Source organism: Flavobacterium pectinovorum, from assembly GCF_022802975.1.
Taxonomy (GTDB): Bacteria; Bacteroidota; Bacteroidia; order Flavobacteriales; family Flavobacteriaceae; genus Flavobacterium; species Flavobacterium pectinovorum_B.
In genome coordinates, this window is the sequence record NZ_JAFEVZ010000001.1 from 388606 (window position 1) to 402810 (window position 14205).

Annotated in this window: 13 protein-coding genes; all 13 read left to right on the forward strand. The window is 35.6% G+C overall.

Annotated features, from left to right (window positions below; all coding sequences use genetic code 11):
• Window positions 1–116: 116 nt before the first annotated feature.
• Window positions 117–1604: a copper-containing nitrite reductase gene (gene nirK, locus FLV_RS01615; protein WP_243230292.1), complete on the forward strand. Its 1488-nt coding sequence runs from the start codon at window positions 117–119 to the stop codon at window positions 1602–1604.
• A 43-nt stretch (window positions 1605–1647) separates the two neighbouring features.
• A complete protein-coding gene (locus FLV_RS01620) occupies window positions 1648–2451 on the forward strand; it encodes a formylglycine-generating enzyme family protein (RefSeq protein ID WP_243230293.1) in 804 nt (267 codons plus the stop codon).
• A gap of 68 nt (window positions 2452–2519) precedes the next feature.
• On the forward strand, window positions 2520–3083 hold the full coding sequence (locus tag FLV_RS01625) for an SCO family protein (RefSeq protein WP_243230523.1): 564 nt from the start codon (window positions 2520–2522) through the stop codon (window positions 3081–3083).
• 1 nt (window position 3084) lies between these two features.
• On the forward strand, window positions 3085–4350 hold the full coding sequence (locus tag FLV_RS01630) for an alginate export family protein (RefSeq protein ID WP_243230294.1): 1266 nt from the start codon (window positions 3085–3087) through the stop codon (window positions 4348–4350).
• A 135-nt stretch (window positions 4351–4485) separates the two neighbouring features.
• Complete coding sequence (locus FLV_RS01635; RefSeq protein WP_243230295.1) at window positions 4486–5958, forward strand: MFS transporter; 1473 nt, start codon at window positions 4486–4488, stop codon at window positions 5956–5958.
• Window positions 5959–6197: 239 nt separating this feature from the next.
• Window positions 6198–7247, forward strand: a complete 1050-nt coding sequence (locus FLV_RS01640) for an MFS transporter (RefSeq protein WP_243230296.1) — start codon at window positions 6198–6200, stop codon at window positions 7245–7247.
• Window positions 7248–7272: 25 nt separating this feature from the next.
• Window positions 7273–9489 (forward strand): molybdopterin oxidoreductase family protein, encoded by a 2217-nt coding sequence (locus FLV_RS01645; RefSeq protein ID WP_243230297.1) that lies wholly within the window; start codon window positions 7273–7275, stop codon window positions 9487–9489.
• Window positions 9490–9508: 19 nt separating this feature from the next.
• The gene (locus FLV_RS01650; protein ID WP_243230298.1) at window positions 9509–10078 is read left to right on the forward strand and encodes a 4Fe-4S dicluster domain-containing protein; all 570 of its coding nucleotides are present in this window, start codon (window positions 9509–9511) and stop codon (window positions 10076–10078) included.
• 109 nt (window positions 10079–10187) lie between these two features.
• Window positions 10188–10700, forward strand: coding sequence for a ubiquinol-cytochrome c reductase iron-sulfur subunit (locus tag FLV_RS01655; protein ID WP_243230299.1), 513 nt, complete (start codon window positions 10188–10190; stop codon window positions 10698–10700).
• A 19-nt stretch (window positions 10701–10719) separates the two neighbouring features.
• Window positions 10720–10965: a DUF6755 family protein gene (locus FLV_RS01660; RefSeq protein ID WP_243230300.1), complete on the forward strand. Its 246-nt coding sequence runs from the start codon at window positions 10720–10722 to the stop codon at window positions 10963–10965.
• A gap of 225 nt (window positions 10966–11190) precedes the next feature.
• Window positions 11191–12216, forward strand: a complete 1026-nt coding sequence (locus tag FLV_RS01665) for a 2-hydroxyacid dehydrogenase (RefSeq protein WP_243230301.1) — start codon at window positions 11191–11193, stop codon at window positions 12214–12216.
• A 79-nt stretch (window positions 12217–12295) separates the two neighbouring features.
• Window positions 12296–12892, forward strand: coding sequence for a hypothetical protein (locus FLV_RS01670; protein WP_243230303.1), 597 nt, complete (start codon window positions 12296–12298; stop codon window positions 12890–12892).
• Window positions 12893–12978: 86 nt separating this feature from the next.
• On the forward strand, window positions 12979–14205 hold the full coding sequence (locus FLV_RS01675; RefSeq protein WP_243230304.1) for an AAA family ATPase: 1227 nt from the start codon (window positions 12979–12981) through the stop codon (window positions 14203–14205).

The following is a 14205-nucleotide window of genomic DNA, read 5'->3' on the forward strand; positions in this document are numbered from 1 at the left end:
GGAATGATTTTTATCATGTTTTACTTTTTTTTAATAGTATTATTTTGTTGTAATTAAATAAAAGATAAAAAAGTCTTTTATTATTAAAAGGCGATAGAATTAACACCAAGACAATTATGAAACCTAAACTACAATTAAAGAAGCAAAGCATAAGGACTGCTGTCGCTTTTGCATTGATTTTTGGTATGTTTTCCTGTACCAAAAATGAAAAAAAAGATGCTCAGTATTATCAGAGTATTGAAGTAAATGGTAAAAAAGAAGCAGAACTTACTGCACCGCCATTTGTTCCTAAACCGGTTGGAGACCGCGCAGCGACGAATTTGATCGTCAATATGGAAATTAAAGAAGAAGAAGGCGAAATGGTAGACGGAGTAAAATATACCTATTGGACTTTTGGTGGTTCTGTTCCGGGGAGTTTTATTAGAACCAGAGTGGGCGATGAAGTCGAATTTCATTTAAAAAACCATCCGGATAATAAAATGCCACACAATATTGATTTGCATGCTGTAACCGGACCGGGTGGCGGGGCAACTTCTTCATTGGTAGCACCGGGACATGAAAAAGTCTTTAAATTCAAAACAATCAATCCCGGGTTATATGTGTATCACTGTGCTACAGCGCCTGTAGGAATGCACATTGCCAACGGAATGTACGGTTTGATTTTGGTAGAACCCGAAGGAGGATTACCGCCGGTAGACAAAGAATATTACATCATGCAGGGTGATTTTTATACAAAGGGCAGCTACGGAGAGCCCGGAAACCAGCCCTTTGATATGAACAAAGCCATCAAAGAAGAACCCGATTATGTGGTGTTTAACGGAAAAGTTGGCGCTGTAACAGGAGATAAATCAATCACGGCAAAAGTGGGAGAAACGGTACGTATTTTTATGGGTAACGGTGGGCCAAATCTTGTTTCGTCATTCCATGTTATCGGTGAAATTTTCGATAAAGTACATATAGAAGGAGGAGATATGATTAACGAGAATGTACAAACCACCCTGATTCCTGCAGGAGGTTCTGCAATAGTCGAATTTAAAGTGGAGGTTCCCGGAACTTTTATTTTGGTAGATCATTCCATTTTCAGGGCGTTCAACAAAGGAGCTCTCGGAATGCTGAAAGTGGAAGGAGAAGAGAATAAAAAAGTACACTCCGGAACTACGCAGGAAGGGATTTATCTGCCTGAAGGGGGAACTATCCAAAATATGCCTAAAGAAAAAGGTGCTGCTAAAAGTGTTGTAGCTAAAACTGTTCCAGAACAGATAAAATCAGGAAAAGAACTCTACGGAAGAACCTGCTTTGCCTGCCATCAGCCAAGCGGACAAGGTATTCCAAACGCTTTTCCACCATTAGCCAAATCAGATTTCTTAAATGCAAATCCGGACAGAGCAATTAGTGCCGTATTACATGGATTGAGCGGAGAAATTACGGTAAACGGTAAAAAATTTAATAACGTTATGACCAGCCAGCATTTGAGCGATGAGGAAGTTGCTGATGTTTTAACTTATGTGTATAACAGCTGGGGAAATAATAAAACTGTAATTACTCCGGCAAAAGTAAAAACAGTAAGGGCAAAACCAGTACCAAAAGTAACAGCAGAGCATTAATTTCCGGATTGTAGAATTCGGTAGTACATTAAAAACAACAACAATGTTTACGCAAAAAACAGCAATAATTCTCTTTTTATTATTTCTGAATACGATTAGTGCTCAGGAGGTTAAGGCAGTGGCTGTAAGTGGGGGGACTTTTGTTCCCCTCTATGGCGCTGTAAATAAAAAGCCTGTCAGAGTTGCGTCATTCAAATTGGACGTATATCCGGTTACAAATGCGCAATATTTAGCTTTTTTAAAAAAATATCCTGACTACAGCCGTTCTAAAATTAAAGGTGTTTTTGCAGATAAGAGTTATCTGTCTCAATGGGAAAGTGATTTTAATTACGGAAAAAATAATTTGAGTAATGCTCCCGTAACTAATGTTTCGTGGTTTGCTGCCAAAAAATATTGCGAATGTCAGGGAAAAAGACTGCCAACAATGGATGAATGGGAGTTTGTGGGTATGGCCGATGAAAAACGAATTGATGCCCGGACCAAAGAAGAATTTAATAAATACATCATGTCCTGGTATGAAAAACCGAATACGTATGCAAATCCGATTGGGAAAACCTTCAAAAATTACTGGGGAGTTTATGACATGCATGGATTGGTCTGGGAATGGACTGCAGACTTCAACAGTATTTTTCTTTCGGGTGAATCCAGAAAAGATAAAGATACCGATAAGAATCTCTTTTGCGGAAGCGGATCATTTAATGCAACCGATTTGATGAATTATGCTGCTTTTATGCGCTATGCTTTTCGCGGAAGTTTAAAAGCCAGATATACGACAAGAAACCTTGGATTTCGCTGTGCCCAGGACGAAAAAACTGTAGTAAATACCACTAAAAAAACAAGACAATGAAATCAAAAACACAATATCAAAAAATAAGTAATAGAGGTTTAATTTTTCTTTTTACAGGAATTTTTACAATGATATTAGCACTTCAATCTTGTAAACAAAAAGAAAAATCAGCTGTAAAAGAAAAACCGATATCTGACTTGTCAATTTATAATCTTCCTTCAAAATGGACGACGCAAAACAATCAGGATATAGAATTGAAAGACCTGAAAGGGAACGTACTGGTTATGGTCATGATTTACACTTCGTGCAAATCTGCCTGTCCGCGTTTGGTAGCTGATATGCGAAATATTGAATCGCGCCTGTCGGAAAATGTCAAGAAGAATGTCAAACTGGTTCTGGTAAGCATTGATCCCGAAACGGATACGCCAAAGCGTTTAAAAGATTTTTCTGTTGAAAATAAAATGGAAAGCGACCAATGGCTTTTTTTGCGTTCAACAGAAGAAAATACGAGGGAGTTCGCAGCAGTTTTGGCGGTCAATTATAAAAAAATATCTCCTATGGATTTTTCTCATTCAAATATCATAAGCGTTTTTAATACTGATGGAGAACTGGTTTATCAACAGGAAGGATTAGGAGTAAATTCAGATTCGACCATTGCTAAAATAACGGAGGAAGCTCACAAACTAAATTAAGATGAAAACGCTAAAATCGGTAGGTTTAATTTTAATTCTAATGGTAAACCTTGGAAGTTATGCTCAGGAACTGGATGCTAATTTGCAATTCAGGCCTCGTTACGAATACCGAAACGGATATAAAAGTCCGATGGTAAATGGAGAAAATGCGGCTTCATTTGTTTCGCAGCGTTCACGGCTGAATTTCAATTTCAAGCAGGAAAAAATAAAATTGAAACTGACTTTACAAAACATCCGTACCTGGGGTGATGTGACAACAACTTCTACGGCTGATAAAAATGGAATTGCTGTTTTTGAGGCCTGGGGGCAGTATGAATTTAGTCCGAATTGGACGGCGCGACTGGGACGCCAGGTAATTTCGTATGATAATCAGCGTATTTTTGGAGAAATTGACTGGGCACAGCAAGCAGAAAGTCATGATGCTGCTGTGTTTTCTTTTCATCCTAAAAATCATCAGCTCGATTTAGGTGTTGTTTTAAATGCCAATGCCGAAAATTTATTAGAACCAAAAACTCCGTACACTACTAATTATAAATCCATGCAATATGTCTGGTATCATACGGCATTTGATAAAATAAATACCAGCTTTTTAGTATTGAATACAGGTTATGAATTTGAAAAAACGCCAAACAATTTAGAAGTTGATTATAAGCAGACTTTTGGAACTTACTTAACTTTTAAAAATAACAAATGGGATATTGATTTGGGTTTGTACGGACAAACAGGTAAAAGTAGCGATAAAAAAGTCAGTGCCTGGTATGCCGGAGCAAATTTTGGTTACATTTTTACAGCTGCTTTTAAAGCTTCTTTGGGATATGAATTCCTATCGGGAAAAGATCAGGATGATACCGATCCTGTTATCAAATCATTCAGCCCTGTTTTTGGAACCAATCATGCTTTTAATGGTCTCATGGATTATTTTTATGTGGGAAATCACCAAAATAGTGTAGGATTACAGGATGCCTATCTCAAATTGAATTATTTTGTTAAAAAATGGCAGTTTAATTTAGTTCCACATGTTTTCAATGCTCCAAACAGGGTTTTAGATGCTTCTAATAAAAAAATGGATAGTTATTTAGGAACAGAACTCGATTTTACATTAGGGTATACAATTCAAAAAGACATTGTAGTTTCGGCAGGATACTCTCAAATGTTTGCTTCCAAAACTTTAGAAAGAATAAAAAATAGCACAGACGCCTCCAATACCAATAATTGGGCTTGGGTAATGGTTTCTTTTAACCCCCGGATATTAACTTTAAAACAATAAAACCATTCAATTCGTTGGATTTTTCTTATCTAAAATGAATCTGAATTTTACAATGATAGAATAAAAATGACTTATATCATATTTTGCTATAGAAGAACTGATTATCTTTATAATAAGATTAAATTTTAAAAATTTATGAGTAATTTATCACAATCACACAGAATACTATTTTTAAATACTCTTGCCTTTGCAGTTTGTTTTGCCTGTTGGACTTTAAACGGGGTATTGGTGACTTTTTTGACAGACCAGAAAATTTTTGACTGGGATGTTGTTCAGATAGGCTGGCTCTTAGGGATCCCCGTACTTACAGGTTCATTGATGCGATTGCCAATGGGAATTCTAACCGATAAATTTGGAGGGCGCATAGTATATTCTGGTTTACTTATTTTAGCTTCAATTCCTTTGTTTTTACTTCCTTTTGCTGCTAATTTCTGGATGTTTGCTTTGCTGAGTTTTTTATTCGGAATGGTGGGTACCAGTTTTGCTGTTGGAGTAGCGTACACCTCGCTTTGGTATCCAAAAGAATGGCAGGGACGTGCTCTTGGTATTTTCGGAATGGGAACAGCTGGTGCTTCAATTACTCCTTTTATAGCGCCAAGTCTTCTAAAATATTTTTCAGAATCAGATCCGGTAAATGGCTGGAAGTACCTGCCGGTGATTTATGCTTCTGCTTTGTTAATTATGGGGATTGTTTTTATTCTTTTTTCCAAAACAAAAAAAATAGAAGCTAAACCAAAATCAGTAGCAGAACTTTTGCAACCGCTTAAACAGGTGCGTGTATGGCGTTTTGGAACCTATTATTTTTTATTGTTTGGTTCTTTTGTATCATTCTCCCAATGGCTGCTGCCTAATTTTATGAATGTCTATCATACCAGTTTAATTTTAGGTGGTTTGTTTACTACTTGTTTTAGTTTGCCGGCAGGTGTAATTCGTGCTTTTGGAGGATTTCTGTCGGATAAATTTGGTGCCCGAAAAGTAATGTATTGGGTACTGAGCTGTTCAGTAGTTTTAAGTTTTTTATTGCTATTTCCTAAAATGGATATCACTACTTCAGGAAGTGGATTATTGGCAGGAAATGAAGGAACGGTAACACAGGTGTCTCCATCAAAAGTAGTTATCGGTGAAAAAGAGTACCCAATCGTTCAAAAAGATGCTAAGGCAGTACACAGTGATTTTTTTCCGTCTAAAACTACCTGGCAGGAAATAGTGGTTGCCGAAAATCAAAAAGTTCAGAAAAAAGAACTAATTGCAGAAGGAATTACTCAAATTCATTTTGAAGCTAATATGTGGGTGTATTTGGTTTTGGTTATCTTAATAGGTGCCTGCTGGGGAATTGGTTCAGCGGCAGTTTATAAACATATTCCTGAATATTTTCCTACTCAGGTAGGTGTCATAGGAGGAATGGTAGGAATGATCGGCGGTTTAGGAGGATTTATAGGGCCAATAGTATTTGGATACCTGCTTTCATTTACTGGTTTTTGGACAAGTTCATGGCTCTTTATTTTTGCATTATCAATAGTTTGTCTGATTTGGATGCACCGTGTAATTGTAAAAATGACAAGGGAAAAATTACCTGAATTTGCACAGGATATAGACCGAAAAGAATAAACTGCGTATTTTCTAATAAGTAGAAGTTCGAGCAATTGTGTTGCTTTTTGATTTGGAATAGTGAAAATTACTTACATTATAACATTTTTAAGCATTATTGTGTATGAAAACTTACGTAGGTATTTTTACTTAGTTTTTATTTGATTTAATTTTACTGCCAAAGAAAACCTTTCTTTTTAATTTTAAAAATAGATTGAAAAGTATAAATAATATTAAGTGTGTATTTAATATAAGTTAAAATGAAAAATAGAACTTTTAATACAAAAGCATTGCTCATTGCAACATTACTCTCAATATTTATGATTGTATTGGTGTTTTACGGATCAAGGAAATTGCAAAATTTTGATGCTGCATTAATTACCTACCTCTTTGGAACCGTATTTGCTTTTTTTGGTATTGTGTATCGCTATACTGTATGGCTGCAAAGACCTCCAACATGGATATATTTCAAGAGAGGAATTACGTATTTGGTAACAGGAAAAGTGTTTTCACATTTTTGGTTTGCTACCAAAGAAACGGTTGAAAATATTGCGTTTCAAAAGTTTATTTATCCAAGAGGAAAATACCGCTGGATGGCGCATTTTATGATTGCAATAGGATGTACATCTGCTTTTTTAATCACTATTCCATTGACTTTTGGCTGGATTCATTTTACAATGGCTCCAAATAGTATTTCGGTTTACGAAGCTCATTTTTTTGGTTTCAAAGTGATGGATTTTAGGCTGGATTCTATCATGGCATTTTTAACATTTCATGCGTTAAACTGGTCTTCTTACCTCGTTATTTTTGGTTCTTTATATTATTTAAGAAGAAGATTGACGAATCCGGGATTAATTGCTACCCAGACTTTTGAAGGCGATCTGTTACCGCTTATTTTATTAATAGCAATTTCGGTTACCGGGTTAGGACTGACTTACTCTTATCAGTTTATGAAAGGTTTTGCTTTCGACTTTTTAGCAGTACTCCATGCTGTTACCGTAATTATGTTTTTGATTTGGATTCCGTTCGGAAAGTTTTTTCACATCATTCAGCGTCCTGCACAAATTGGTGCACATATATATAAGAAGCAGGGGATGAAAAAAGGAATGGCAGTTTGTCCACATACAGGTGAAGAGTTTACGACAAAACTGCATATTGACGATCTCAAAATAGTGACTAAAGAGTTAGGTTTCGATTTTACTTATGAAGACGGTACTTCACACCTTGATTTAAGTCCGGAAGGGAAAAGATCCCGATTGGCTCAGGCCCACTTAAAAGCAAGACAGGCTGGAGGAAATTTATTTGGATAATTTGTAAAGAAAAAATATAGAAAACATGGCAAAATTACCTGTTTCAGAAGAAAATATCATCGCTCATTTTGGACCTCATAAAAATTATAGTCCAAAAGAAGGGTACGAAGGAAGAGACGAACCGGATGAATTGGTTAAAACCCATTGCTGTTTTTGCGGTATGCAATGTGGTATTCAGTTATCTGTAAAAGATAATAAAGTAGTTGGTTTTGAACCCTGGATGGAATTTCCTTTCAACGAGGGTAGATTGTGTCCAAAAGGAGTTCAGCGTTATTTGCAAAATAATCATCCCGACCGGCTTTTAAGTCCGTTGAAAAGAGTAGAAGGACAAGGATTTGTACCAACCTCGTGGGATGAGGCTATGGACAAAACGGTTTCAGAAATTAAACGTATTCAGGAAAAATATGGCAATGATGCTTTTTCGATGCTTTCGGGAGTTTCTTTAACCAATGAAAAAAGTTATTTGGTAGGAAAATTTGCGAGGGTAGCATTAAAAACAAAAAACTTAGATTACAACGGACGTTTGTGTATGGTAAGTGCCGGTGCGGGAAACAAAAAAGCATTTGGACTGGACAGAGGTTCTAATAATTATTCGGATTTGGAATATGCTGAGGTAATTATTGTGGCCGGAGCCAATGTTAGCGAAACGTTTCCAACCCTGACACACTGGATTTGGAAAGCAAGGGACAGAGGTGCAAAACTGATTGTAATTGATCCAAGAATGATTCCGTTGGCAAGAACAGCAGATATTCATTTGGATGTGCGTCCTGGGACTGATTCGGCTTTGTATGGAGCTATGCTGAAATATTTGGCAGACCATGATATGCTGGATCATGATTTTATTGATAATCATACTTCGGGATTTCAGGAAACTTTGGATGCTGTAAAAGACAATACATTGGAATGGGCAGAAGAAGTTACCGGAATAAAAAAAGAAAAAATTCAGCAGGCAGCAGAGTTGTGGGGAAAAGCCAATACCAGTTTTCTGCTTCATGCCCGTGGCATCGAACACCATTCAAAAGGAGTAGATAACGTTTTGGGTTGTATCAATTTAGTTTTGGCAACAGGAAGAATTGGTAAACCCTACTGCGGATACGCAACCATTACAGGACAAGGAAACGGACAAGGAGGAAGAGAACACGGTCATAAATGTGATCAATTGCCAGGAAACAGGGATATAGAAAATCCGGAACACCGAAAATACATATCAGAAGTTTGGGGAATCAACGAGAAAGATCTACCCGGAAAAGGTTTGTCTGCTTATGAGATCATCGAAGCCATTCACAGAGGAGAAATCAAAGGTTTGTTGTCTATTTGTTTCAATCCATTGGTTTCTTTACCTAACAGCAATTATGTTCGTGAAGCACTGGAAAAATTAGAATTTTATGTTTGTATCGATTTTTTCCTGAACGAAACAGCCCGCCATGCCGATATTGTTTTAGCAGGTTCTTTGCAGGAAGAAGAGGAAGGAACTACCACTTCTGCCGAAGGAAGGGTTATTCGTATCCGTCAGGCCGTTACGCCTCCGGGTGATGCGAGAACAGATACTTCTATTATTTTGGAAATCGCCAAACGATTGGGCGTTAAAGACAAATTTACCTATGAAAGCAGCGAGGCGATTTTTAATGAATTGCGTGTCGCTTCTAAAGGAGGAACTGCCGATTATTACGGAATTACTTATCAAAGAGTTGAAGATGAAATGGGCGTTTTTTGGCCTTGTCCCACAATAGGACATCCCGGAACACCGCGTTTGTGGGAAGACAGAAAGTTCAAAACACCCGATGGGAAAGCACATTTTAATCCTGCTCCTTATAGACTTCCGGGCGAAGTAACTGATGAAGATTATCCGGTAATTTTAACAACAGGACGAGTGGTTTCACAATATTTAAGCGGAACACAAACCCGTAGAATCGGAAAATTAGTAGATCAGTTTCCGGAGCCTTTGTTAGAAATTCATCCTAATATGGCTAAACAATATGGAATTCAGCAAAGAGAATTAGTCCGCGTTTCAACAAGAAGGGGAGAAGGAATTTTTCCTGCCAATATTGTGGAAACCATCAGAGAAGATACTGTATTTATTCCGTACCACTGGTCCGGAAAAAAATCAGCCAATCAATTAACGCCGGGAACATTGGATCCTATTTCTAAAATACCCGAATTTAAAGTCTGTGCCTGCCATTTAGAACCGCTTAATGAAATCGCTCCTCCTTCAAGTGAATCAAAAGCCTATGCCAGTGTTTAATCTATAAAAAAAGAATCAAATGAATTATACCAATTTTAATACTAACGAAGAATTTTTTGTAGACATGCAGCGCTGTATTGGTTGTAAAGCCTGTGAAATGGCCTGCGCCGAATGCGAAACTAATGGTCAGGAATCAATGATACATGTGAATTATGTAGATAGAGCTTCTACAGTACAGACAACCGTTCAGGTGTGTATGCACTGCGATGATCCGGTATGTGCAAATGTTTGTCCGGCCGATGCCATATCCAAAGATGAATTCGGAATCGTTCATACGGCCAATACAGAAAGATGTATCGGCTGTTCGAATTGTGTAATGGCTTGTCCTTTTGGTGTACCCAAAAAAGAGGAGAATTACGATTTGATGATGAAGTGTACCATGTGTTATGACAGAACCAGTGTGGGTAAAAAACCAATGTGCGCAACGGTTTGTCCAAGCGGGGCTTTGTTTTTTGGCACAAGAGATCAAATTCACGAAATGCGTCCTAACAGTACTCCGGTAAACAGTTTTATATTCGGAAACGAAACAGTCAATACCAAGGTTAATATTATGATGCCTAAAGGAAGTACTGAGCTAATTATTTATTAAGTGATTAGAATTAAGTATTAAGAGTATAGAATAAAAGAGAATAGAAGGCAGATTTTAGTTTACAGATGGCTTCTAAAAACTGAAACAAAAACTTTTCACACCATAAAAAATGTCAAAAGAAGATAATTTAAATAAAAACTGGAAAAAAGACTTTCCTATTGAAAAACAACAGGCGACCAGCGTAAGCAGACGTGATTTCGCAAAATTCCTGACATTGGTTTCCGGTGGATTAATGGTAGGCAGCGGTTTAGTAGCTGCCAAGGCTTACATTTATCCAAAAGAAGAAGTAGAAGGAGAGCATTTCGTGTGTAAAAAAGGGGAAGTTCCGGTGGGAGGAACAAGAGCTTTTGTAATTGATGGCAGTACAATTCCGTACATATTAATTCATCTGGAAAATGGTGATTTTAAGGCGTATGAACAGAAATGTACCCATCTTTCCTGCTCTGTTTTTTACAAACCTGGAACCGGAATTATCCATTGTCCATGTCATGAAGGTTCTTTTGATGCCAAAACAGGTGATGTTCTTGCAGGTCCTCCGCCCAGAGCTTTGCCCAAGTTAGATGTTTTTTTTAAAGGAGATGCTGTTTATGTAAAGGCGGCAAAGCAAGAAGAATTAAGGTAAATCATTAAAATAAAACAGTATGAGTAATTTTAGAAGAAGTCAGAATCAATCTAATCCAAACAAACTGAATGCAATTCTTTCATCATTAATTTTTATATTAATCCTTAATGTAAGTATTCAGATTTGGTTACTGTATGCGTCACTAAATAATGCTTTAGAAAATAATAAAGAAATTCTTATCCCGGCATTTATCGCTTCTTTAATATTGTTTTTGATAGGTTTTAGCTGGCTGTATTATTTGCCTAAAGGGAATTTTAAAAAATGACAGATAGTTTCCGTTGGGTATAATTATTAAAAACGTCAGTTCGAGTTTTTTTTGTGTAGAGAAACGAAACAAAAAATGTATCGAGAACCGTTTTTAATGATAATTTTCTGTTCTCGATACAATCCCAATGAAAAATAGGCATCACTCGAACTGACGAAAAATTATCATCAAAAACTAATTACATGCAACGGTAGATAGTTAATCAAAATTTTAAAACAATAATTTATGAGTTTAAATTCTATTTACAATAAAAAAAAGATTGCTTTTTTCTCCACGCAGCCGTATGATAAAATTTTCTTTGATAAGTACAATGACGAATTTAGTTACGAGTTGGATTATTTTGAAACGCAACTGAATCCGCAGACAGTTACTCTAATCGAAAATACTGAAATTGTCTGTGTTTTTGTAAATGATATTGTCAACGAATCAGTAATCAGGCAACTGGCAGAAAAAAATGTAAAAATTATCGCCTTGCGTTGTGCCGGTTTTAACAACGTCGACCTGGAAGCTGCAAAAAAATACAATATAAAAGTCTGCCGTGTTCCGGCTTATTCTCCACAGGCAGTTGCAGAACATGCGATGGCGATGATTTTAACCTTAAACCGGAAAACACACAAAGCCTACAATCGCGTACGTGAACAAAATTTCGCCTTAAATGGTCTATTGGGTTTTGATTTGTTCGGAAAAACAATCGGAATTATCGGAACCGGAAATATCGGGAAAGCTTTTGCTAAAATTGCTTTAGGTTTTGGCTGTAAAGTATTGGCGTATGATATTGTCGAAAATGAAGAAATGATCAAAGACGGCGTTTCTTTTGTAGGTTTAGAAGCCATTTTTAAAACAAGTGATATCATTTCGCTGCATTGCCCATTAAATGATCAGACGAAGCATGTAATCAATAAAAAGTCTATTGATTTAATGAAAGAACACATTATGATTATCAATACCAGCCGTGGCGGACTGATAGAAACATCCTGCGTTATCGAAGGTCTGAAAGAAGGAAAAATAGGTTACCTTGGAATCGATGTTTACGAACAGGAAGAAAAATTGTTCTTTAGAGATTTATCAGCAGATATTATTCAGGATGATGCGATTCAGCGTTTAATGAGTTTTCCTAATGTTTTGGTAACGGCACATCAGGCATTTTTTACCAACGAAGCTTTAACTCAGATTGCTTTGGTCACTTTTAATAATATAAAATCATTATTGACTGATAATGATATCGAAAATAAAGCAGCGTTGCTAGTTTAAATTGAATTAGATTGGCAAACCCGGCAAGTTTTAAAAACCTGTCGGGTTTAAATATAAATAAGAATTAAAAATATCGATTATGAAAAATAAAATTCTGTTTTTAATTGCAATTTTAGCATTCTATTCCTGTCAAAATAAAAATGAGAACAAAAATATAATCAAAGCAATTGTTCAGGACACCTTGTCAAAAACAATTGGCGGTACAGCAGATGTAAGTGATGCTCCGCTCAAAGATGATAAAGCAGTCCGGTTGATTCGTGAACAACTTCAGGTTTTATTAAAGAAAGATCTTCCCGCAATGACAAAAGAAGACCGTTACTTTTACTACGAAGCTTTCGATTTAAATAACGATCAGAAAAACGAATATTTTGTAGGTTTCTCCAATTCGTATTTCTGCGGGAGCGGAGGATGTTCGGGTTATATTTTAAATAATGATGGAAGCCTGATTAACTCCTTTACCGTAACCGATTTTCCAATTTATGTCACTACAATCCCGACAGAAAAGTTTTATGATTTAATCATGGAAACTGGCGGAAAGTTTCATCATATAAAATTCAAAAATGGAAAATATCCTTCAAATCCATCTGTTCAGCCCGAACATAAAGGCGATTTTCCAAAAGAAAGTTCAAAGGTTTTGGATATTCAGGGGAAGAAATTGGAGCGGTATTCGTTTTAGAACATGTTAAAGTAATTGCTAATTGCATTTGCGGAGTATAAATAAACTATATATTTGCAATATATTTACAAATAAAGCTAATAATCATGTTGTTGAATTTTAGAGTTTCTAATTTCCGTTCTATAAATGAAATGGTTGAATTGTCTATGATACCTAGCGATTTAAAAAATCCAATAAACGTAATCAAGAAGACAAATCCCAATGCTACTAAAAATAAAGATTATTATGCCTTAACTTCTGCAGCTATTTATGGACCTAATGCAAGTGGAAAGAGTAATATTATAAGAGCGCTATATGACTTTAGAGCATTTATAGAGATGTCTACAGATAATAAACCAAATGGTAATATTGGTTTATATGATCCATTTAGATTAAGTAATGAAAATTTAACAAAAGGGTCTTATTTTTCGATTGACTTGTTAATTGATAATGTTTTACATGTTTATTCAGTTGAAGTATCAAGTAATGAAATTTTAAATGAAACATTAATGATTTATCCAAAAGGAGTGCAAGTAAAAGTTTTTGAAAGAAATCGCCAAAAAATCATTAAAGGAAATGGATATGAAGGAATTTTTGAAACAATAAAACAACGTACAACGGAGAATCAATTATTTTTAGGTAAAGCTGCGCTTGAAAATGTTGAAATTGCCAAAAAAACTTATGAAGCGATTATTCTTATTATAGTTTTTACAGCGGACAGCTTTCATTCCAATAAGTTTAATGATATTTTTAGTAAAATAATGTTTAAAGATTTACAAGTGTGGGGTGATGTTTTAAAATTATCAAAATCTCTAATTCAAAAAATAGATACTCAAGTTGTTGATTTTGAAGAAATTGATGGTAGTATTAAAACATTTCACTTGAATGATATAAATGAAAAAATAGAGTTTGAATATATAGATGAATCATCTGGAACACAGAGAGTTATTGCATTTAGTCCTATCGTTTTAAATAGATTGAGAGGTGGAAGTATTTTAGTTGTAGATGAATTTGAAAGAAGTTTGCATCCAGAAATTGCGCAATATATATTGAGTTTATTCAATGATCCAGAGGTTAATAAAAATGGAGCGCAATTTATTTTTGCAACTCATGATACTACTCTATTAAGTCCTGAAAATAATTTACGAAGAGATCAAATCAATTTAGTAGAGAAAAATTCAAAAGGGGAAACTGAATTATATACAGTTTCAGATATTAAAGGGATTAGAGAAGGGAATTTTGAAAAATGGTATACCGAAGGAAGATTAGGAGCAGTACCTAATATTGCAAGAGAAACTTTTAGACATGAATTAATTGAATTTATAAATTCATAA

Coding starts and splice junctions, on each gene's coding strand:
- nirK (WP_243230292.1), top strand. CDS start 117: ATGAAACCTAAACTACAATTAAAGAAGCAAAGCATAAGGACTGCTGTC.
- FLV_RS01620 (WP_243230293.1), top strand. CDS start 1,648: ATGTTTACGCAAAAAACAGCAATAATTCTCTTTTTATTATTTCTGAAT.
- FLV_RS01625 (WP_243230523.1), top strand. CDS start 2,520: ATGATATTAGCACTTCAATCTTGTAAACAAAAAGAAAAATCAGCTGTA.
- FLV_RS01630 (WP_243230294.1), top strand. CDS start 3,085: ATGAAAACGCTAAAATCGGTAGGTTTAATTTTAATTCTAATGGTAAAC.
- FLV_RS01635 (WP_243230295.1), top strand. CDS start 4,486: ATGAGTAATTTATCACAATCACACAGAATACTATTTTTAAATACTCTT.
- FLV_RS01640 (WP_243230296.1), top strand. CDS start 6,198: ATGAAAAATAGAACTTTTAATACAAAAGCATTGCTCATTGCAACATTA.
- FLV_RS01645 (WP_243230297.1), top strand. CDS start 7,273: ATGGCAAAATTACCTGTTTCAGAAGAAAATATCATCGCTCATTTTGGA.
- FLV_RS01650 (WP_243230298.1), top strand. CDS start 9,509: ATGAATTATACCAATTTTAATACTAACGAAGAATTTTTTGTAGACATG.
- FLV_RS01655 (WP_243230299.1), top strand. CDS start 10,188: ATGTCAAAAGAAGATAATTTAAATAAAAACTGGAAAAAAGACTTTCCT.
- FLV_RS01660 (WP_243230300.1), top strand. CDS start 10,720: ATGAGTAATTTTAGAAGAAGTCAGAATCAATCTAATCCAAACAAACTG.
- FLV_RS01665 (WP_243230301.1), top strand. CDS start 11,191: ATGAGTTTAAATTCTATTTACAATAAAAAAAAGATTGCTTTTTTCTCC.
- FLV_RS01670 (WP_243230303.1), top strand. CDS start 12,296: ATGAAAAATAAAATTCTGTTTTTAATTGCAATTTTAGCATTCTATTCC.
- FLV_RS01675 (WP_243230304.1), top strand. CDS start 12,979: ATGTTGTTGAATTTTAGAGTTTCTAATTTCCGTTCTATAAATGAAATG.